17 protein-coding genes are annotated in these 20,290 nt (G+C 55.9%); 8 read left to right on the top strand and 9 right to left on the bottom strand.

Annotated elements, in window-relative coordinates; genetic code table 11:
- The first annotated feature begins 41 nt into the window (after positions 1-41).
- Both FDK21_RS10855 and FDK21_RS10860 read left to right on the top strand, forming a co-directional pair.
- The gene (locus FDK21_RS10855; protein ID WP_138148515.1) at positions 42-638 is read left to right on the top strand and encodes a cobalamin biosynthesis protein CbiL; all 597 of its coding nucleotides are present in this window, start codon (positions 42-44) and stop codon (positions 636-638) included.
- A gap of 232 nt (positions 639-870) precedes the next feature.
- Entirely contained in the window at positions 871-2,454 is a 1,584-nt protein-coding gene (locus FDK21_RS10860) for an EAL domain-containing protein (protein ID WP_138148516.1), read from the top strand.
- A gap of 252 nt (positions 2,455-2,706) precedes the next feature.
- On the opposite strand, the gene FDK21_RS10865 is transcribed toward FDK21_RS10860, so the two are convergent.
- From FDK21_RS10865 to FDK21_RS10895, 7 genes are all read right to left on the bottom strand, one after another.
- On the bottom strand, positions 2,707-4,191 hold the full coding sequence (locus FDK21_RS10865) for a mannitol dehydrogenase family protein (RefSeq protein ID WP_138148517.1): 1,485 nt from the start codon (positions 4,189-4,191) through the stop codon (positions 2,707-2,709).
- Entirely contained in the window at positions 4,179-4,952 is a 774-nt protein-coding gene (locus FDK21_RS10870) for an L-iditol 2-dehydrogenase (protein WP_138148518.1), read from the bottom strand. The genes FDK21_RS10865 and FDK21_RS10870 overlap by 13 nt, the downstream gene beginning before the upstream one ends.
- Positions 4,949-5,959, bottom strand: a complete 1,011-nt coding sequence (locus FDK21_RS10875; protein ID WP_138148519.1) for an ABC transporter ATP-binding protein — start codon at positions 5,957-5,959, stop codon at positions 4,949-4,951. Before FDK21_RS10875 ends, FDK21_RS10870 begins: the two co-directional genes overlap by 4 nt.
- A 9-nt stretch (positions 5,960-5,968) precedes the next feature.
- Positions 5,969-6,805: a carbohydrate ABC transporter permease gene (locus tag FDK21_RS10880; protein WP_138148520.1), complete on the bottom strand. Its 837-nt coding sequence runs from the start codon at positions 6,803-6,805 to the stop codon at positions 5,969-5,971.
- A gap of 11 nt (positions 6,806-6,816) precedes the next feature.
- On the bottom strand, positions 6,817-7,755 hold the full coding sequence (locus FDK21_RS10885) for a sugar ABC transporter permease (RefSeq protein WP_114007742.1): 939 nt from the start codon (positions 7,753-7,755) through the stop codon (positions 6,817-6,819).
- Positions 7,756-7,925: 170 nt separating this feature from the next.
- Positions 7,926-9,215 (bottom strand): sugar ABC transporter substrate-binding protein, encoded by a 1,290-nt coding sequence (locus FDK21_RS10890; protein ID WP_114007743.1) that lies wholly within the window; start codon positions 9,213-9,215, stop codon positions 7,926-7,928.
- Between the two features lie 99 nt (positions 9,216-9,314).
- Positions 9,315-10,349, bottom strand: coding sequence for a LacI family DNA-binding transcriptional regulator (locus FDK21_RS10895; protein ID WP_138148521.1), 1,035 nt, complete (start codon positions 10,347-10,349; stop codon positions 9,315-9,317).
- Between the two features lie 399 nt (positions 10,350-10,748).
- On the opposite strand from FDK21_RS10895, the gene msrB reads away from it, so the two are divergent.
- From msrB to FDK21_RS10910, 3 genes are all read left to right on the top strand, one after another.
- Positions 10,749-11,246, top strand: coding sequence for a peptide-methionine (R)-S-oxide reductase MsrB (gene msrB, locus FDK21_RS10900; RefSeq protein ID WP_138148522.1), 498 nt, complete (start codon positions 10,749-10,751; stop codon positions 11,244-11,246).
- Between the two features lie 182 nt (positions 11,247-11,428).
- The gene (locus tag FDK21_RS10905) at positions 11,429-12,037 is read left to right on the top strand and encodes a DUF938 domain-containing protein (RefSeq protein WP_138148523.1); all 609 of its coding nucleotides are present in this window, start codon (positions 11,429-11,431) and stop codon (positions 12,035-12,037) included.
- Between the two features lie 879 nt (positions 12,038-12,916).
- The gene (locus tag FDK21_RS10910) at positions 12,917-14,743 is read left to right on the top strand and encodes a phosphoenolpyruvate carboxykinase (GTP) (protein ID WP_138148524.1); all 1,827 of its coding nucleotides are present in this window, start codon (positions 12,917-12,919) and stop codon (positions 14,741-14,743) included.
- Positions 14,744-14,834: 91 nt separating this feature from the next.
- On the opposite strand, the gene FDK21_RS10915 is transcribed toward FDK21_RS10910, so the two are convergent.
- Positions 14,835-15,746: a PhzF family phenazine biosynthesis protein gene (locus FDK21_RS10915; protein WP_138148525.1), complete on the bottom strand. Its 912-nt coding sequence runs from the start codon at positions 15,744-15,746 to the stop codon at positions 14,835-14,837.
- 427 nt (positions 15,747-16,173) lie between these two features.
- On the opposite strand from FDK21_RS10915, the gene FDK21_RS10920 reads away from it, so the two are divergent.
- The 3 genes from FDK21_RS10920 to FDK21_RS10930 are packed head-to-tail and all read left to right on the top strand — an operon-like array spanning position 16,174 to position 18,574.
- Positions 16,174-17,013: an ABC transporter substrate-binding protein gene (locus FDK21_RS10920; RefSeq protein WP_138148526.1), complete on the top strand. Its 840-nt coding sequence runs from the start codon at positions 16,174-16,176 to the stop codon at positions 17,011-17,013.
- A complete protein-coding gene (locus FDK21_RS10925; RefSeq protein WP_210238744.1) occupies positions 17,013-17,843 on the top strand; it encodes an amino acid ABC transporter permease in 831 nt (276 codons plus the stop codon). Before FDK21_RS10920 ends, FDK21_RS10925 begins: the two co-directional genes overlap by 1 nt.
- On the top strand, positions 17,840-18,574 hold the full coding sequence (locus tag FDK21_RS10930) for an amino acid ABC transporter ATP-binding protein (protein WP_138148527.1): 735 nt from the start codon (positions 17,840-17,842) through the stop codon (positions 18,572-18,574). The genes FDK21_RS10925 and FDK21_RS10930 overlap by 4 nt, the downstream gene beginning before the upstream one ends.
- 121 nt (positions 18,575-18,695) lie before the next feature.
- On the opposite strand, the gene FDK21_RS10935 is transcribed toward FDK21_RS10930, so the two are convergent.
- Positions 18,696-20,150: an FGGY-family carbohydrate kinase gene (locus tag FDK21_RS10935; protein ID WP_138148528.1), complete on the bottom strand. Its 1,455-nt coding sequence runs from the start codon at positions 20,148-20,150 to the stop codon at positions 18,696-18,698.
- Positions 20,151-20,290 lie beyond the last annotated feature (140 nt).

Raw genomic sequence — 20,290 nt, forward strand, 5'->3', positions numbered from 1 at the left:
CCAGCCTCCGACCAACCGATCAAACCGGGATGACCCTTTTGATGTTCCGCCCTTCAATCCTGCCACTTGTCCGCCTGATCTGCCTGCTGTTGATGTGCCTTGGCGCGTCCGCTCCCGCCATTGCCCATAGCCTTAAACTGTTCGCGACTGTCGAGGGCGACGTGGTGCGCGGCTATGGCTTTTTTGTTGGCGGAGGTCGCCCTCAAAATGTGCGCTGGTCGGCCAGAATGGAGGGCAAGATTGTTGCCGAGGGCATGACCGATGATCAGGGCGCTTTCCGCTTCCCTGTGCCTCACACCGTCACGGCTCCCTTGACGGTCACGATCAATAGCGGTGACGGCCATGTTTCCTCTCGCGCCTTGAAGGCGGAACGGTTTGGAGCCGAGGGAATACCCTCCCATGTGCCACAATCCTTCCCTCATCCAGCACCACAAGAAGCGGCTGCGTCGGGCACCGGGAACGGCCTCACGGAAGCGCAGATCCGCACAGCGGTCGCACGGGAGATCACCCCTTTGCTCGAACGCATCGAAGAGATGGATGCAAGGGTGCGACTTGCCGATATCATTGCAGGCATCTGTTTGATTTTCGGTCTCGCAGGCCTCACCCTGTGGGTCAAGGCAAAGCGATCGGTTGATTAACACACTGTGCGAGAGCCCCCCTCTTCTGGCACCCAGCCAGAGCGTGAAATGTGGCTCCAGATCGCCGTCAGATCGCAGCAAGGCAAAAGCGGTTTTGGCCACGGAGCTTTAATTGTTTTCGCCTTGTTAACCAACAAGAAAGCCTGCCCGCCACCTCTACGCAGTTTAACACAAAAGGAACCTATGCTCCGTATCCTTGGGTGGAGATACATCCAGCGGACAAAGAAAAATCATGTGGCGGAAACTGCTCTCATCCAAACATCTCGAGCCTGCACTGGTCTCCCTCCTCGCCATTTTGGTGTGGATCTATGGAGAACAACATGATGCCTTTGAAACGCTTGTGACCTTCATGGAGGCCCATGAAGGATGGGAGCTGGATGAACTGTTTCTGGCAGCTGTGGTTTTTGGTTTGGCCGGCGCCTTCAACTATTACCGGCATCTTTACAAACAGTCCGAGGAAGGCAAGCGCCGTGCCCGCGCCGAGAGCGATCTTGACTGGTTGTCTCGCCATGACAACCTGACCGGTCTTCCCAACCGCCATTATCTCAAAAGCTTTGTCGACAAGACCGAGCGTGGGTTTGGCAAGAAGAAAAATCAAAGCGAAGCCAAATCCTATGGCCTGATCGCCCTTGACCTGGATGGGTTCAAGAAAATAAACGATCTGACAGGCCATGCAGGCGGCGACCGCCTGCTCAAGCAAGTGGCAGAACGCATCACCTCGAATGAGGCGATCAAACTGGCCTTCCGTTTGGGCGGTGATGAATTTCTCGCAGTTGTCAATCTTGCTGAAACGCCAGATCTTGAGGCCGTCGCCGAGAATCTGAGAAACAGCATTCTCAAACCCATTGTCATTGACGGCATCACCAACCATATTGGCGTGTCGGTCGGTTTGGCCAAATATCCGCAAGACAGCCGCGACCTTACCGGTGCGATCAACAATGCTGACATCGCCATGTATCACGCCAAGCGGTCGGGCAAGAATTGCGTTGCCACGTTCGAACCAGAGATGCTGGAATTGAAACTTCAGCGTTCACAATTCGAGCAGGATTTGCTGGCAGCCATGGCCCGCAACGAGATCAAGCCGCATTATCAGCCGCTGTTTGACCTGAAAGCCGGCGAATTGCGCGGGTTTGAAGCCTTGGCTCGCTGGACCCGCAATGGGCACGGTCCGGTTTCGCCTGAAAAGTTCATTGCGCTTGCCGAAGATATGGGTGTGATCACCGAATTGTCGGACCAATTGCTGTTGCAGGCTTGTAAGGATGCCAAGACATGGCCCGCGGATCTGACCTTGTCCTTCAACCTGTCTCCGCTGCAGCTGTCAGACCGTCTGGTCGGTCTGCGCATCCTGTCGGTTTTGGGGGAGGCCGGACTTCCGCCGCATCGTCTGGAAGTGGAAATCACGGAATCCTCTCTGGTCAACGATATGGAGACCGCAAGCTTCGTGCTTAAGAGCCTGCACAATGCCGGTGTCCGGATTGCCCTTGATGATTTTGGCACAGGCTATTCGAACCTGTTGCAGCTCTCCAATCTTTACTTCGATCGCATCAAGATCGACCGCAGCTTCATCGCCAGCGTCAATACCGACGAAAAGCAGATGCGGATCGTCAAGACCATCCTATCGCTGGGAGAAGGCCTTGGTCTGCACACCACCGCTGAAGGCATCGAGGAAATGGAACAGATGTCGATCCTGAAGGATCTGGGCTGTGATTATGGACAGGGCTTTCATCTGGGCAAGCCAGTTGATGCCGCGCAGACAACCGATTTTATCGTCGCTCATTTCGAGAAAAAGGCATCAAAGCTTCGGGTCAGCGCCTGAGCGCAGATTTATCAAAGCGTTTCAGCCACCATCGAACGACAGATACCAAAAAGAGCAGTCGCCCGCGCGATTGCTCTTTTTCGTTCAATGGCTGGTGAAGTTATGGCCCGCGTTTTTGTGGCCAGTGAGACGTCTCGTCGCCCCGTCACGCCGGTCACTGGCGGCAACAAACCGCACGCCTGCCGCAAAACAAAAAGACCTCTCTGAAACAGAGAGGCCCAGTTTGCTTGATCAACAGGGGTCGTCTTGACCTCAGGCGGTCCCACCGCCATAGGCATCCAACGTTTCTTTTATGCCTTTGTCTTCCAGCATGCTCACCCATTTGACAAAACTGTCCTTGAATGGGGTGTTTTTGGCAATGTCGCCATAATATTGCTGCTGTTCGATCCAGAGAACCGGGTTCTTTTCGGCTTCTCTGGCCACTGCTTGCAGAGCGTCCCAATTCGGATCATTGGGCTCTATGATGCTGCCATCGTCTCGTTTGGCGAGGCAGTAACGCAGCCACAAGGCACTCATCAGAGCCAATCCGTCGGTTGGCTGTCCATTCTGAAGGGCGGAATGGATCGACGGAATGATGAAGCCCGGCTGACGGCTGGAGCCGTCAAAGGCCACGCGTTTGGTGGTGTCCACGATCTCCGGATTGGAGAAGCGCGTCACGATCAGGTCGAGATAGCTTGCCGGATCCATGCCGGGAACCGGCTTGACATTGGCAAGAACCTCTTCTTGCATCGCCTTTTTGAAGAAGCGATGGATGGAAGCATGCTCCATGCAGCCCGAAATGGTGATGATGCCGAGCAGATCTCCGGGCATGGAGATCATCTGATGACCGCCATTGAGGATGCGCAGTTTCATCACCTCGAAATCATGCACGGCGTCGGAGAAGGTTGCTCCGGCCTTGTCATAATCCGGACGTCCGGCACAGAAGTCATCCTCAATCACCCATTGGCGGAAATTCTCATGGGTCACAGGTGCGGCATCCTTGATGCCGAAGGACTGTGCCATGTCCATTTCCTTCGGTCCGGTGGCGGGCACGATGCAATCCACCATCGAATTGGGGAAGCTGCAATTGGCATCGATCCACGCGGCGAGATCCGGGTCTGACATGCGGGCAAGGGACACGATTGTGCGGCGCAGAATGGCCCCGTTGCCCTGCAGATTGTCACAGCATTGACCCGTGAAGGGCCCTGCCCCGGAAGCTCTGCGCAGTTTCAAAGCCGCGATGATGGCCCCAAAGGCGGTTTTCGGTGTGGCCGGATTCTCTGCATCATGGACAATGTCCGGGTGATTGCGGTCAAACTCGCCGGTGGCCGGATCGAAATAGTAGCCCCCTTCGGTTACAGTCAAGGACACAATGCGGATATCAGGCTCCGCCATCCGGGCGATCAGAGCGGCATTGTCCGGCTCGACGGGAATAAAGTCGATCATCGCGCCGGTGATTTCAGCTGACTTGCCCTTGGGGTCAAGCTCAACGAGGGTGGTCAGGCAATCCTGCGCCAGCAACCGCTCGCGCTGGGCGGCATCGGCCGGGCGCACGCCTGCGCCAATGATCGCCCAGTCATGGGCCAGCCCCTGCTCCATCAGCCGGTGTAAATACCAGGCCTGATGGGCGCGATGGAAGTTGCCAAGACCGATATGGACAATCCCCGGCGTCAGCTTCGAGCGATCATAGCTGGGAACCGCAACGCCGTTTGGCACTTGCTCAAGCGTATCGTTGCTAAGAGAAACTAGCTCATCCATTGTCCACCATCCACATTATAGGTTTGCGAGACAATGTAATCGGCGTCATCGCTCGCCAGGAAAATAGCCATGCCCGTCAGATCCTCTGCGGTGCCCATACGCCCATATGGCACGCTCAATCCGACTTCGCGTTTTTTCTGACCCGGTTCCTTATTCTCGTATTTGGCAAAGAAGGCATCGACACCATCCCAATGCTCGCCATCGACGACACCGGGAGATATGGCATTGACGTTGATGCCGTGCTGGATGAGATTGAGACCGGCCGACTGGGTCAGGGAAATGATGGCCGCCTTGGTTGCGCAATAGACTGCAACCAACGACTCGCCGCGGCGTCCCGCCTGGCTGGCCATATTGATGATCTTGCCCTTGATGCCCTTGTCGATCATGTGGCGGGCGACGGCCTGCAGCGTGAACAGCGTGCCGCTGACATTGATGTCAAAAACCCGTTGGAAGTCGTCCCGGTCGATTTCGACGATCGGGGCGGCGGTGAATATTGCGGCATTGTTGATCAGGATATCGATCTGGCCGAAGGCATCGATGGCCTGGGCAACGCCCGCATCGATGCTTTCCTGACTGGTGACATCCATTTTGATGGCAATCGCATTGTCGCCCAGTTCGGCGGCGGAGCGCTGCGCTCTTTCCAGGTCAATGTCCGCGATGGCGACCTTTGCGCCTTCGCGGATATAGGCCTCGGCAAAGCTGCGACCGATGCCGCGCGCTGCACCCGTAATTAACGCATTTTTGCCTGCAAGACGTTTCATTGGACCCGCATCCCTTCTTTATCGAACTTGTGAATCTGGCCTGCTTCAGGCGTCAGATAGACTTTGTCACCATTGTTGATTTCCATATCACCGCCCATGCGAACGGTCATGGGGTCACAGCCGGGCACGTCATGCACGTGGATGAAGGTGTCCGAGCCGAGATGTTCTGCCACACCGACCGTGCCTTTCCAGCAGCCTTCGCTCGGTTCAGACGCAACACGAATATGCTCAGGACGAACGCCGATCGTATGGGCTCCCATCTTGGCTGCCACATCGCCTTCGAGAAAGTTCATCTTTGGCGATCCGATGAAGCCGGCAACGAACTTGTTGCGTGGGGTGCGATAAAGCTCAAGCGGTGAGCCGACCTGCTCGATGACACCGGCCTGCAACACGACGATCTTGTCTGCCATGGTCATGGCTTCAACCTGATCGTGGGTCACATAAATCATCGTGGTGCCCAGACGATTGTGCATCTCGCTGATCTCAAGGCGCATGCCAACACGCAGAGCGGCATCGAGGTTGGAGAGTGGCTCGTCGAACAGGAAGGCGGTCGGGTCGCGCACGATGGCTCGACCGATGGCGACACGCTGCCGCTGGCCACCGGACAACTGGCCCGGCTTGCGATCGAGATAGTCGGTCAGGTTGAGCGCCTTGGCAGCCGCCTCGATACGCTTTTCCTGCTCGGCTTCACTCATGCCGGACATACGCAACGGAAAGGCGATATTCTTGCGCACGGTCATGTGCGGATAGAGGGCATATGTCTGGAACACCATCGCCAGACCGCGCTTGGAAGGGGGGATCTCGGTGACATCCTCCCCATCGATCAGCACCCGACCGGCCGTGACATCCTCCAGACCGGCAATCAGGCGCAGAAGGGTCGACTTGCCACAGCCCGATGGGCCAACAAAGACCGTGAATTCCCCATCTTCGATGGTTAGGTTGAGTTCTGGAATGACCGCGAGATCGCCGAACTTCTTGGTCACGTTTTCAAGTTTAATACGTCCCATGATCTTTTCCTACTTCACAGCGCCAAAGGTCAAACCCTGGACCAATTGTTTCTGACAGAACCAGCCGAGCACGATGATCGGACCCACGGCTGCCGCGGATACCGCCGACAGGCGACCGAAGAACAAGCCTTCGGGGGCACGGTTGCCTTCAATGAGTTTGGACAGGGTGGCCGCGTCCGTCGTCGTCAGGCGGACGGTCCAATAGGCTTCGTTCCAGCAAAAGATGAAACAGAGAAGGGCCGTTGAAGCGATGCCCCCCCATGCAAGTGGCACAAGGATTTCCTTGATTTCGCCCCATGTATCCACACCGTCCATCTTGCCCGCTTCGATGATCTCCTTGGGGATCTCCTTGAAATAGGTGAAGAGCATCCAGACCACAATTGGCAGGTTGATCAGACTGAGCACGATGATCAGCAGGAAGTGGGTATCGAAGATCCCGAGGAAGTTTTTCGTCAGGAAGGTCATCGGATAGAGCACGGCCGCGGCTGGCAGCATCTTGGTCGAGAGCATCCACATCAAGACATCCTTGGTGTGGCGGCTCGGATTGAATGCCATTGCATAGGCTGCGGGAATCCCCACCGCGAGGGTGAAGAGGGTCGCAAAGACAGAGGTGATGACCGAGTTGGCGGCAAAGCGCCAATAGTCGTAATTCTCGGTCATGTTGGTGTAGTTTTCGAGCGTTGGCGTGAAGTAGAACAGATATTCAGGCTTCACAGCGTCGGCGTCGGTCTTGAAGCTGGTCAGGACCATCCAGAAGATCGGAAAGAAGAAGGTCAGTCCCACGCCCCAAGCCAGCAGCATGCGGCTTGAGCGTCCCAGTGTCGAGGATTGTGCAACAATAGCCATTGATCCGCTCCTCATTCCATCAGAGTTTTGCCAACCATGCGCAGAAGGAAAATCGCGACAATGTTGGCGAGAATGACCGCAAAGATGCCCGTAGCGCTGGCGGCGCCGATATTGTTGTTGGCAAATTCACCGATCAGATAGGGAAGATTTTTGTTCCCGTTGCCGCGACTGACAATCTCGATCTCGGCATAGAGGGACAGGTGGAAAATGGCCTGAATCATCACCACGATGGCAATCGGTCGACCCAGATGCGGCAGGGTCAGGAACCGGAATTGCGACCATGGACCAGCACCATCCAGAACCGCAGCTTCCTTCTGCTGCTGGTCTTCAGACTGCAAGGAGGTCATGAAGATCAGGACGGCAAAGGGCGTCCACTGCCAGGTCACCATGATGATCACGGCATAGGCGGAGGTTTGCGTGGCGCGGAAGGAAATCGGCTCCAATGTCGGCCATAGCGAGAAGAACCAGCCAACGATGGGCGCATCCTTCAAACTCATGATCACGCCATTGATGCCTTCGATGGCGATCCCCTGCAAACCCAGCACAGGATCCAAAATCATGTTGATCCAGAGCACTGCATTCACGGCAGGCATGACGAAGAATGGCGAAATCAAAAGCACGCGAACGATGCCGCGGCCCGGAAAGGCATTGTTGATCAGGATCGCGATCAGGACACCCAGAATCACCGTCAGGAACAGAATGCTGCCAACGATGAACAGGCTGTTCTGAATGGCGAACAGGAAGTCTTTCGAATGCAGTACGAAATCGTAGTTGCCAAAACCGCGCCAATTATCGATTGAAGGCGAGGTCCATTCGGGGCGACGCAGATTGTTCAGAACATAACGAATGAACGAGAAGAACAGCGTCATGCTCAAAGGCACCAACATCCAGACAAGCAACAGCAATACGGCCGGCGTCTGAAGAAGGCGTGGTAGTTTTCGATTATTCATATCGGTAACGCTCCTGCGACCTGTTTCAGTCACCGTCCACGTTGCGGTATACTTGTGGGGTGTCAAGCTCTCGTCCCATGACGAGACGTGGCCAACGGGGCCAATCACCTACCCGATTTGGGTAGAGGCCCGGCATAGAGCCGAGCCTCTTGTCTGGGAGTTGGGAGAGCTTACTCGAAGTAGCCAGCTTCTTTCATGATCGCTTCAGCAGCTTCCTGCGAAGCTTCAAGGGCTTCTTCGACAGATTTTGCGCCGGACAAAGCAGCAGCCATTTCCTGAGCCACAGCGGAGCCAACTTCCGGGAATTCCGGAATAGCAGCGAACTGAACACCGACATATGGCTTCAGATCGGTTGCTTCTGGTGCAGCCGTTTCGATGGCTTTCAGCTCAGCTGCTGCAAATTTGGCAGCTTTCTGGAATTCTGGCTGAGCATAAGTCGACTTGCGGGTGCCGGTTGGAACAGATCCCCAGCCGAAGTCCGGATGGCTGGCAACAGCCTGGATGTAATCCTTGGAGGTTGCCCATTCGATGAAGGCTTTTGCTTCTTCGCTCTGTGGGGTGCCGGCAGGAACCGCCATTGCCCAAGCCCAGAGCCAGTTGGCGCCAACCGGGTTGCCGGCATTTGGAGCCTGAGCATAGTCAACACCATCGACCTTCAGGAAGGACGCTGCAATCGTGGCGTCAATCCACATGCCGCATTTGCCTTCATTGTAAAGGGCGAGGATTTCGTTGAAGGAGTTGCCTTCGGAGCCTGGAGGGCCATAGGTGCCGAGCAGATCAACATAGAAGCTGATGGCTTTTTTCCACTCTTCGGTGTTGATGGTCGGACGGAAATCCTTGTCGAACCATGCGCCGCCGAAAGAGTTGATCATGGCGGTCAGGAACGCCATATTGTCACCCCAACCCGGCTTGCCGCGCAAGCAGACGCCATAGACACCCTTGTCCGGATTGTGGATCGCAGCAGCAGCCTTCTTGATGTTCTCCCAGCTGTCGTTGTCCTTGATGGTCACGCCAGCAGCATCGGTCAGATCCTTGCGATACATGACCATCGAAGACTCGCCATAGAAAGGCGCAGCATAGAGCTGACCTTCATGGGACAGGCCGTTGCGAATGGCAGGCAGCATGTCGTCGACATCGTAGTCTGCCCCAAATTTCAGAGGCTCGATCCACCCAGCGGCACCCCAGACAGGGGTTTCCTGCATACCAATATTGATCACGTCATACTGACCGCCACCGGTGGCGGTATCAGATGCGACCTGCTCACGCAGGACACCCTCTTCGAGGGAGACCCAGTTGAGTTTCACGCCGGTTTTCTCGGTGTAAGCTTCTGCAACTTTCTGCATGTTGATCATGTGACCGTTGTTCACAATCGCGATGGTCAAGGTGGTATCAGCCGCCATTGCACCAGTTGCAAGCATGGTCAGGGCCGTGGTTAGGCCCAGGACGTTTTTGTAAAGCATCTATTCTTCCTCCCTAGATTGCTTTTCGTCTAGGGGAAATGAAAACACATCCATATCGCGCGGTCAACTATTTTTTTACGCGCGTAAATTTTATAGAGATTACGCCGATTTGCGCATGATCAGTTTGCCTTCAAAAAAGATATCTGGCCGCTCGGTCGGAACCTGTTCCTCCTTCACAGCATCGAGAAGCGCCTCAACTGCGCGCTTGGAAATCGACTCATAATCCTGAGCGATCGTCGTCAAGGGCGGGTAGGTGAAGCGCGAGAAGGGATGATCATCCTGCCCGGCAACACGAATGTCCACATCGGGACCAATGCCCACTTTGAGACCCTTTTCATGGCAGGCGGCCAGGAAGCCAATGGCCAGGCGATCGTTGGAGCAGAGCACGGTTCGGGACTTGAACGCCTTGTCGGCAAAGGCCTTCATACCACCCGCATAGCCGATATCTTCCAGCCGCCAGCCCTCACCATCAATCTGGACGATCTCCGGCGCCAGACGATGATATTCCATCGCCGAGACATAGCCCTGACGGCGTTTTCGCGCGTTCGGGTTTGGTGGCGTTTTCATTTCCAACAAGGCCGGAGGTTCGCCGGTTCGATGCAGATACTCAACCATCAGCGCGGTGAACTGGGTATTGTCTGAGCCAACAAAAGAAAGACCCAAATCTTTGATATTGCTATCAAAAAGAACAGTAGGCACATCCTTGCAGAAGGCTGCAACCGCGCTTTGATCAGACAGGCGACCAAGGGGCGCAAGCAACACGCCTGTCGGCTTCATGGAGCGCAAATTGTCGAAGATTTCACATTCCTGCTCCGCAGTGCCGTTCGAGCTGAACATCGAAGGCGAATAGCCTTCGGCCACACATTTGGCGGCCAGCATACGGGCAATTTCGCCGAAGAAGGGGTCCGTCAAATAGGGTACGACAATGCCAATTGTCTTGGTCAGACGGCGGTTCTGATTAATGGCATAAATGTTCGGTCGATAATCGAAGCGCTCCAGAGCTTCTTCAATCTTCTTGCGCGTTGAGGGCCGCACACTGTCCGGATTGTTGAAGAATTTGGAGACCGTCGGGCGGGACAAACCACTCGCCTCGGCGAATTGTTCCATGTTGCGGATTTTCGGTGTTCTGATCATGGTGCCTTCGTCGTGTTGGTAACCTATGCAGGTAACCATATTTTTTTTACGCGCGCAATTTTTAAAATTCACAAATTTTCGTTCAAACTTTCTAGAAATGCGCAAATTCGCTGATAGCAAGACAAGTTTGCGTTAAGATTGAGGCATTTCCATCTAGTAATTCGCATGAGTGTCAAGCGGACCATCGGTGAGGATCCGTTCGAGCGGGCCTGATGCGCGTCACATATCCTTGCACTTGATAGGGAGATTGGCGGCTCCCTCAGCCTTGCGGGTCCATCGGTGTTGTCATCAATGTGATTGGCGGTTGATTGCGCGGATCCCTATCTTTGGAACAGTGGCCGTTTCCTCCATGACAAGTCTGGGAGACGGCAACACTCGAAATCAACAAAGGAGATCATCATGAAGAGACGGACCTTTCTTCTGTCCGGTGCGGCAGCCCTATTAGGCGCAGGCGCGTCAGGTCTGTTGATAAGAAGTCAGTCTCACGCGACTGAAGCCGGCAGCTTTCCCCTGACCTTGAGCGACGCGGAGTGGCGCAAGCGCCTGTCTGATGAGCAATATCGCGTGTTGCGTGATCACGGCACTGAGCGCGCCTTTACCAGTCCACTCAACGACGAGAAACGCACTGGCCTGTTCCATTGCGCCGGCTGCGATCAGGCGCTCTATTCCTCCAAGACCAAATATGAAAGTGGCACCGGCTGGCCGAGTTTTTACGAAGCCCTGCCCGATGCAGTCGGCACCAGCGTCGACAAAAGCTTTTTTATGACCCGGACAGAGGTCCATTGCAGCAATTGCGGCGGCCATCTGGGGCATATCTTTGACGATGGACCCCAGCCGACAGGCAAACGCCATTGCATCAACGGGGTCGCCATGACCTTTACACCGGAAAGTGCCTGATCCGGGTCCGAGACATCTTTCACCCAGCAGCCTCTCCATCTTTGCTGCTTCAAAACAGGCGGCTTTCGGGCCGCCTGTTACTGTCTGCGGCGAATCGTCAGCCATTTGTCTTTGCAACGATATCAAGGCATGTTAGGCGGTAAGATAAGGCGGGAAACGCCACGAATGGAGGGGGACTTATAATGACCGATCAAGATCAAAAGCTGACAAGCCCGTCGGCCCTGCGCAACCGCGAGCCGATCCTGCAGGTTTTGCGGGACCACCTGCCCGCATCTGGCACTATACTGGAAATTGCCAGCGGATCCGGGGAACATGTGGTGCATTTTGCCAGCCATTTGCCCGACTTGATCTGGCAACCCTCGGACCCCTCCCCCGAGGCTCGGTCTTCCATCTCAGCCCGCATTGCAGAAGAAAAACTCGAGACCATTCTGCCACCGCTTGATCTGGACGCATCGACTGATACCTGGCCTCTGGACAAAGCAGACGCCATTCTGGCCATCAATATGGTGCATATCAGTCCATGGGCTGCAACCGAAGGCTTGCTGGCAGGAGCCGGGCTGTTGCTCAGCTCCGGTGCTCCACTGGTCCTCTACGGCCCCTATCGGCAGCAAGGCGTGCCGTTCGTGGAAAGCAATGTGGCATTTGATGCGAGCCTGAAGGCCCGCAATCCCCTTTGGGGCATTCGGCAACTGGACGACGTCATTGCCTGCGCCAAGGCCAACGACCTTGCGCTTGATGCCGTGATCGAGATGCCCGCCAACAATCTGAGCGTGATTTTTCGCCGTGCGTGAGCCCCACCACACACAGCTCTCTATATAATAATGTGTGCGCCGTCATTCGGCCCCCGATCCGGTGCCGATATCATGGCATTTTAACACGTTTCAAACGGGCTTCATGGGCGGTCTGCGTCAGGCCCCTATATTATAATGTCTATGGCGCTGAGCTGCATCGGAGGCTCTTCGGTCCGAAGGTGTATTTTGTGCTCTGCAACAGCCCTTCAAACGCCCTTCCGGCGTCGGCAAGATCGTCCTGCCATCTCTTCACCTCCTCGCGGTCTCTGGACAGGGGTGACAAAGGCCAATCATCTCGTCTTTCAAGCGTGAAAAAGTCACCCTGATCCGGTTGATCTGTTCCGCCAGTTGGCGATCCGATCGCCCTTGGTGCAATTTGGTTCAATCGACGCCAACACGACGAAAGGATGCAGGCAAAGCCGGTCGGTCGTGCCTACGCATTAATCCACATATAATTGCCCGGACGCTATAACACTTTGACTTGTCGCGATGTTTGCGCTGCCATCCGATCCGGGCAAAGTGGATTGCCGAGGCAAGACTCACACTGCGTGAATGGAAGCGAATTCACGAAAATATGGACAAAATGACGCAGTTCAATCGTTACAAACAGCGCTTTCATAGCAGTTTTTGCACAATTTGATATGCGGCTAAGGTATAACAGGCATGATTGACGCTTACGGAGGCTGAATCTGCGTTTTATAGGGTTCATACGCTTGTCGTGGGGGGTGAAGAAGAGTAGTTTTCGATCAGTTTCTGAGCAGGATGAGATACATCAAGGGGAGGTTATCTCTAACATGCTAGAAGCGGGGTAACGTCCTCTTCCCCGCTGTTTCAATGGGGCAGCGGAGTGGTCCACAATCAACGACATCGAGGTAATTCATGAGCAATACCAAGAACGCAAAGCTGCTTGCTTGGGTCGACGAAATGGCTGCGCTTTGCAAGCCGGATCAGGTTCACTGGTGTGATGGTTCTGACGAAGAATATGATCGTTTGTGTCAGAAACTGGTTGACGCCGGCGTCTTTACCAGATTGAACCCAGAGAAGCGCCCGAACAGCTATCTTGCTCGCTCCCACCCGAGTGACGTAGCGCGTGTTGAAGAACGTACCTTCATTTGCTCCGAGAAAGAAATCGACGCAGGCCCAACCAACAACTGGATGGACCCCAATGAGATGCGCCCGATCCTGAAAGACCGTTTCGACGGTTGCATGAAGGGCCGCACCATGTATGTCATTCCATTCTCCATGGGTCCACTTGGCTCCCCAATCGCTGAGATTGGCGTACAGGTCACCGACTCCGAATATGTGGTGGTCAACCAGAAAATCATGACCCGCATGGGTCAGCCAGTACTCGACGTTCTTGGCGAAGACGACTTCATCCCTTGCGTCCATTCCGTTGGCGCTCCGCTCGAGCCAGGCCAGGAAGATGTGCCATGGCCTTGTGAAGGCGAAATCAAGAACAAATATATCGTTCACTACCCAGAAACCCGCGAAATCTGGTCTTATGGCTCCGGTTATGGCGGCAACGCTCTGCTCGGCAAGAAATGTCTTGCTCTGCGTATCGCTTCCACCATGGCGCGTGACGAAGGCTGGCTCGCTGAGCATATGCTGATCCTTGGTCTGGAAAGCCCAGAAGGCAAAAAAGACTATCTGGCAGCTGCTTTCCCATCTGCCTGCGGCAAGACCAACCTCGCCATGCTGACGCCTCCAGAAGAAATGAACGACTGGAAAGTCTCCACCGTTGGTGACGATATTGCATGGATCAAGCCTGCTGCTGATGGCACCCTGCGTGCGATCAACCCAGAACGCGGCTTCTTCGGCGTGGCTCCGGGTACCTCCTACGAGTCCAACCCAATGGCAATGAAGAGCTTGGAACCAGGCAATGCCATCTATACCAACGTTGTTCTGACCGACGACGGCGACGTATGGTGGGAAGGCATGGACGGCGAGCCACCTGCACATGGCATCGACTGGAAAGGCAATGACTGGACCCCAGAGTCCGGCGAAAAAGGTGCCCATCCAAACAGCCGTTTCTGCGTCCCTGCTGACCAGTGCCCAATCATCGACCCGGCTTGGGAAGATCCGGATGGTGTGCCAATCTCTGCATTCCTGTTCGGCGGCCGTCTGGCCAAGACCTTCCCACTGGTCTATGAATCCTTCGACTGGAACCATGGCGTCTTCTGTGCTGCCACCATCGGCTCCGAAGCCACCGCTGCCGCCATCGGCGTGTCCGGTATCCGTCGTGACCCATTCGCCATGTTGCCATTCATGGCCTACCATATGGGCGACTACTGGAACCACTGGATCGAAATGGGCAAACGCGGCGATCTGAAACTGCCAAAAATCTTCCGGACCAACTGGTTCCGCAAAGACGAAAACGGCAAGTTCATCTGGCCTGGCTTCGGCGACAATATGCGCGTCCTGAAATGGGTTATTGATCGTGTCGAAGGCAAAGTGGATGCCGTCGAAAGCCCATTCGGTTACATGCCAACCTATGACGATCTGGAATGGGCTGGTCTGGACTTCTCCAAAGAGCAGTATGCTTCCATCACCGACGTTGAAAAAGCCGGTGGCCTGGAAGAAGCTGCTGAGCTGAAAGAATACTTCAAGAAGTATGGCGACCGTTTGCCAGTGGCAATCTCGGAAGAACTGGCCAAGTTCGAAGCCCGCTTCGAAGCAGCTCCGGATGTCTGGAAACTGCCTTCCTAATCCCTAACCGGATTGGACTGAATTCATGCTGCCTCTTCCCCACCGGGGGAGAGGCTTTTTTTGTTGCGCGGTACCGTGCCATGGATGCGCGTCAGATGGTCACCGTGAGAGACCGCATCACCTTGCCTTGGCCACCAGCCATCAGACTGGTGATTTTGCCGCCCTTGGTCTCCAGTTCGACATGAATAAGGCTGGGCGATGCCGGTGTCATGAACGTGCCTTGCTCGATATCGTAAATCTCTTTGGCATTCGGGCCGAAATCATGCAGCAGGCAGGCCAGAGGCCCGGCGGCCATCCCGGTGGCGGCTTCTTCCTCGATCGCATAACGTGGAGCGAACATTCGCGCCGTGGCGTCGCGCTTGGTCGCACTCTGGTCGGTGGTAAAAATATAGTAGCCGATCAGATCCAGCCGCTCACTGATATCGGAAATCGCCGCGAAGTCGGGCTTCAGGCTCGCAAGCTGTTTTCCGCTTTTGACCGCAAGGACAATGAAGCTGTTGCCCGTGTTGACCAGCACCGAGGGGAAAGTCGGGTCCAGCGCGCCTTCCTCAAGGCCCAGAGAAGAGAGGACAGCCTCAAGGCTCACGCCAGCCTCTTTCCAGTCCGTCAGTTTTTGATATTTCGGTGCAAGCTGCTCCATATAGGCGGCCCCTGCCTTCATGCGGATGCGGCGCGGTCCATCAATCGTTTCTTTCGAGGTCTCGGGATTGTCGATGCGGCTCAGGGCATCAAGATGAGAAAAGGCTGCGATGGTCGCGTGCCCACAATGGGCGATGCGGCGGTTTGGCGTGAAGAAGTCGAACTTGAAGCCTTCGCTCGCAGATTGCGACACAAAGGCGGTCTCTGACAGACCGACACTGGCGGCGATGGCCAGCATATCGGGCTCAGTCAGGTCGTCAGCATCAAGAACAACGCCAGCCGGGTTGCCGCCCTTGTCGCCATCAACAAATCCATGGACGATTTCAACCGCGATATCGCGGGGATTGGTTGTGGTATTGGTCATTGAAAAGCTCCTTGTCAGTAAGATTGCTTTCAGATTAATTGGCTCTCTGCCGCCTCGATATGCGTATGGTCTGTGCCGAAGAAAAGGATTGAAGGGCCAAGCTCACGCAAAGGTGTGGCGAGGTGATCAAGGGGCGATGGCCCCGGTGCGTCCCTGCTTGCACCAAGATTGCAAAGCCATTGATGAAAGCGCAGCTTGTTCATATCTTTGCTTCGCACCACGGCCAAACGGCGTAGCGGTTACTTATCAAGTCAAAAGCCGGATTCGAGGCTGGACAGAAGCAGGAAAATTGGGTCATCTAGCGGCTGAAACTTGTCCCCCGGACGTCACCATGCCTTGCTTGCAGACAAGACAGTGCGGACCGGGCCAGAAAGCCCTTCCGACAGTCATTTCGGGCTTGCCTCACCAACGAATGAAGGACGTTTTCATGACCTTGCCCTTGCACACCACCGCTCTAGTTCCTGCGCTGGCGCTCACCTTTGTGGTGGCCAGCCTGCCAGCCTTGGCCGCCAATGAGTGCGCCAGCGGCAAAACCCTCGTCGACGGCAAGCTCACCATTGCGACCGGCAACCCGGCCTATTTCCCCTGGGTGATTGATAACGCGCCGGAAAGCGGCAAGGGCTTTGAGCCAGCGGTCGCTTATGCGGTGGCGGACAAAATGGGCTTCGCGCGGGAAGATGTGGTCTGGGTGCGCACCAGTTTTGATGAATCAATCCAGCCGGGACCGAAAGATTTCGACGTCAACATGCAGCAATATTCAATCACTGCCGACCGCGACAAAACCGTCGATTTCTCCGCCCCCTATTACACCTCGGCCATGGCTGTACTGACCACCAAGCCGGTGGTCGAGAAAGGCGCAAAGCCAACCCTTGAATCGCTGAAAAAACTGCAATGGGGCGCCCATGCGACAACCACCGCCGTGCCGATGCTGGCACAGCTGGTTGGACCAGAAAGCGACCCGCTGCTTTACAATGACAATGCGGATGTGACCGCAGCCATTCAGGCCGGTCAGATCGATGCGGCTCTGTTCGATTTACCAACCGCGCTGTATCTCTCCGCCGTTGTGGTCAATGACGGGTTGTTGCTTGGGCAGTTTCCGGCAGACCGCAGCACCAACCCCGATCAGTTCGGCATGCTGATGGAAGAAGGCAACCCGCTGAAGGCCTGCCTTGATGATGCCATCAAGGCACTGACCGAGGATGGCACTTTGGCCAAGCTGGAAGCCACCTGGCTGGCTGAAACCACGGGCGTGCCGGTCATCAAATAATGAGCGATATGCAAATGGGACTGACCCGCCGACAGGCGTTTGAACGCAAGCTCAGACGCCGCTCGTTGCTTCTTGCGGCTTTGTCGACCTTCGCCGTGCTGGCCGCGATCATTCTGCTCGTCCCGTTGACGCCGGGATGGGAGCGGGTCAAGCAGAGCTTTTTCAATTGGGATGTGGTGGTACGCAGCTTTCCCAAGCTGCTGGACGCCTTCATGCTGGATGTGGCGATCTTTGCCTGGTCGGTGCCCTTAATTGCCATGCTGGGGCTGGCCATTGCGCTGGCGCGCGATGTGCGCGATCCGGTTCTGTATCCGCTCAGGATGTTTGCCGCGCTTTATACGGACATCTTTCGCGGCGTGCCGGTGGTGCTGGTGGTCTATCTGATCGGCTTTGGCATTCCCGGGCTTGGTCTGACCCGTCCGTTCAACTCGCCCTATATTTGGGGCACGGTGGCTCTGGTGTTGACTTATGCTGCTTATGTGGCCGAGATTTTCCGATCCGGCATTGAAAGCATCCACCAGTCCCAGCGCAGCGCCGCCCTATCCCTTGGCCTGTCAAAGGCCGATGTGATGCGCTATGTGGTGTTGCCGCAAGCCATCCGACGGGTGATCCCGGCGCAGATGAATATCTTGATCGCGCTGCAAAAGGATGTGGCTTTGCTGTCCTTCATCGGACCGGTGGAGATTTTCCGGCAGGCGGGGGTCTTTAAGTCGCTGCTGGCCAACTTCACGCCTTATGTGGTGGCCGCCGCCATCTTTCTTGTTGTCACCATCCCGGCTACACGACTGGCTGATCATCTGATTGCCAAGCAAAATCGGGCACGCTCATGAAATTGCGACTGAACAATCTGCATAAATCCTTCGGCCCGGCCAAGGTGCTGAATGGCATCTCGCTGGAGGTGGATGAAGGCGAGATGGTCTGCCTGATCGGTGCTTCCGGCTCGGGCAAGTCGACCTTGCTGCGCTGTATCAATCTGCTTGAACCGGTGGATGACGGCGAAATTTGGCTGGAGGGCGAGGAGATCGGCGATCCGGCCCTTGACCCGCAGCCCATTCGCCAGCGGATCGGCATTGTCTTCCAGTCCTTCAATCTCTTCCCGCATATGACCGCGGAAGAGAATGTGATGCTGGCCCCAAGGCGGGTGTTCAAGGCTTCCCGCGACGCCTTGCGGCCCGAGATCGAAACGCTTTTTGACCGCTTTGGGCTCAAAGACCGGATGGGGCACTATCCGGATCAGCTGTCCGGCGGTCAGCAGCAAAGGGTGGCGATTGTCCGGGCGCTGGCGATGCATCCGGAAATCATGCTGTTTGACGAGATCACGTCGGCGCTCGATCCGGAACTGGTCGGCGAAGTGCTCGAAGTGCTGAAATCCCTCAAGCAGGATGGCATGACGATGATCCTTGCCACCCATGAAATGGCCTTCGCGCGGGATGTGGCCGACCGGGTCTGCTTCCTTGAAAAGGGGCGCATTCTGGAGCAAGGCACGCCGGAAGAGATATTCTCCCATCCGAAAGAAGAGCGCACGCGCGATTTTCTGGCCCGTGTCTTGCGCGCAAGTTAAGCGCCAACCGCTGCCCATTTAAATCCCCGCCCTCCTGTCGGATGGCGGGGGTCTTGTTTCTTGGCTCGCGCCCGTCAATGGCGATCAGGATCCACAAGAGGGGATAGATCCTCGGTCAAGTTTACTCCTCCTCGCCATGAAAAATGGCGTGTGAGCGCTTCAGCAAGCCATCGGTCTCGGCTGCCAGATGTTGATAGACCTCCTGATTGATCCTCTGGTAGAGCGCCACATTGCTTGGCACCGGTTCAAAGGTATCTTTGCGGCGGACCATCTTGTCTATGGCTTCCTGTCGGTCGGCATAGATGCCCAGCGCCAAAGCGGTGCAGATGGCCGCGCCCATGCTGGCCGATCCATTGACCTCGTTGCGAAAGGCGGGGACACCAAACACATCGGCAAAGATCTGCATGAAGAGATCGCCGTTCGAGCCGCCACCACTGACAATAATCCGGGTGGGGGCAACGCCGCGTTCGTCGCACATGGCCTGAACATTGTTCTTCATGGTCAGCGCAATGCCTTCGAGCACCGAGCGGAACATATGCGGGCCTTTGTGATTGCCGTTAAAGCCGATCATCACGCCGCGCTCATGCAAGTGACTGGGCCGGGCAAGCCAATGCAACAGGGTGTAAAGGCCATCGCAGCCGGGGGAGACCTCTTCGGCTGCCCGCTTGTTGAGATAGGCTTCCGGGCTCAGCCCTTGCGCTTCGGCCTCAGAGACAATGTCGCCGCCGAGCAGATCCTTGATCCAGGTAACCGTCGACATGCCCCGGCGGATGCCGGCGCTTTCATAGAGAAATTCGCCGGGAACCGCGCCGGGATTGGCAAAGAAACTGGTCGCATCCTGACGGTTTTCATCGCCCACCATCATCGAAGTGATGTAGGTGCCGAGCGAAATCAACACGGTGCCATCATTGACGAGGCCCGCGCCCAAGCCTTCAACGGCCTTGTCATTGGCGGTGGCAACGACCGGCAGACCTTGCGGCAGCCTCAAGACGTGGGAAGCAAAGGCATTGACATGGCCAAGGATGGTGGCCGGGTCAACGAGATCAAACAACATGTCGCGCGGGGTGGTGTAGCTGTCGAATGTCTCCTGATCTTCGAACCAGTCAAGGGTGATCGGATCAATTGGCCATGGCCCGACATAATTGCTGCGCGTGTCTCTGGTCTCTCCGGTCAGACGATGGGTGAGATAGCCGGTGGTGGTGGTCACATATTTGACCGTGTCGTCTTCGTGCTGATAGGGGCGAGAGAGACGCAAATCCATCCAGCTCTGCACCGGCGAGGCCAGCGACCCATCGGCGCGGATCAGAGTGCGGCAGCAGCGGATCGAGCCAAGGCCAACGCCTGCAATGGCCCCCTTGTCGCCATCGAACTTGGCAAACAGGGCCTGACAGGCCTCGATCAGGCTGTCCCAAAGATCGTCATCGGGATGCTCGGCACGGTCTGCTCCATAAAGATGGATCGGCTGCAGCTTGACCGTGTGGGAGCAGAGTTCATGGCCGGTCAGATCGAAGATCGCCACTTTGGTGCTTTGCGTGCCACCATCAATGGACAGGATGTATTGTTTGTCTTTTTGCATCATTGTGTCTCCACCCAAAGAGAAAGGACAGACCTCGCCCGCGTCTGGGCGCCATTCGGGGATGGACGAGGTCTGTCAGCGGGCCACCCTGCTTGCAGCCACCATGCAGTCGCCTGTCAGCAGGGGGCGATCCGACCGGA

The sequence above is a fragment of the Cohaesibacter sp. CAU 1516 genome (genome assembly GCF_005771485.1).
GTDB classification, from domain to species: Bacteria; Pseudomonadota; Alphaproteobacteria; order Rhizobiales; family Cohaesibacteraceae; genus Cohaesibacter; species Cohaesibacter intestini.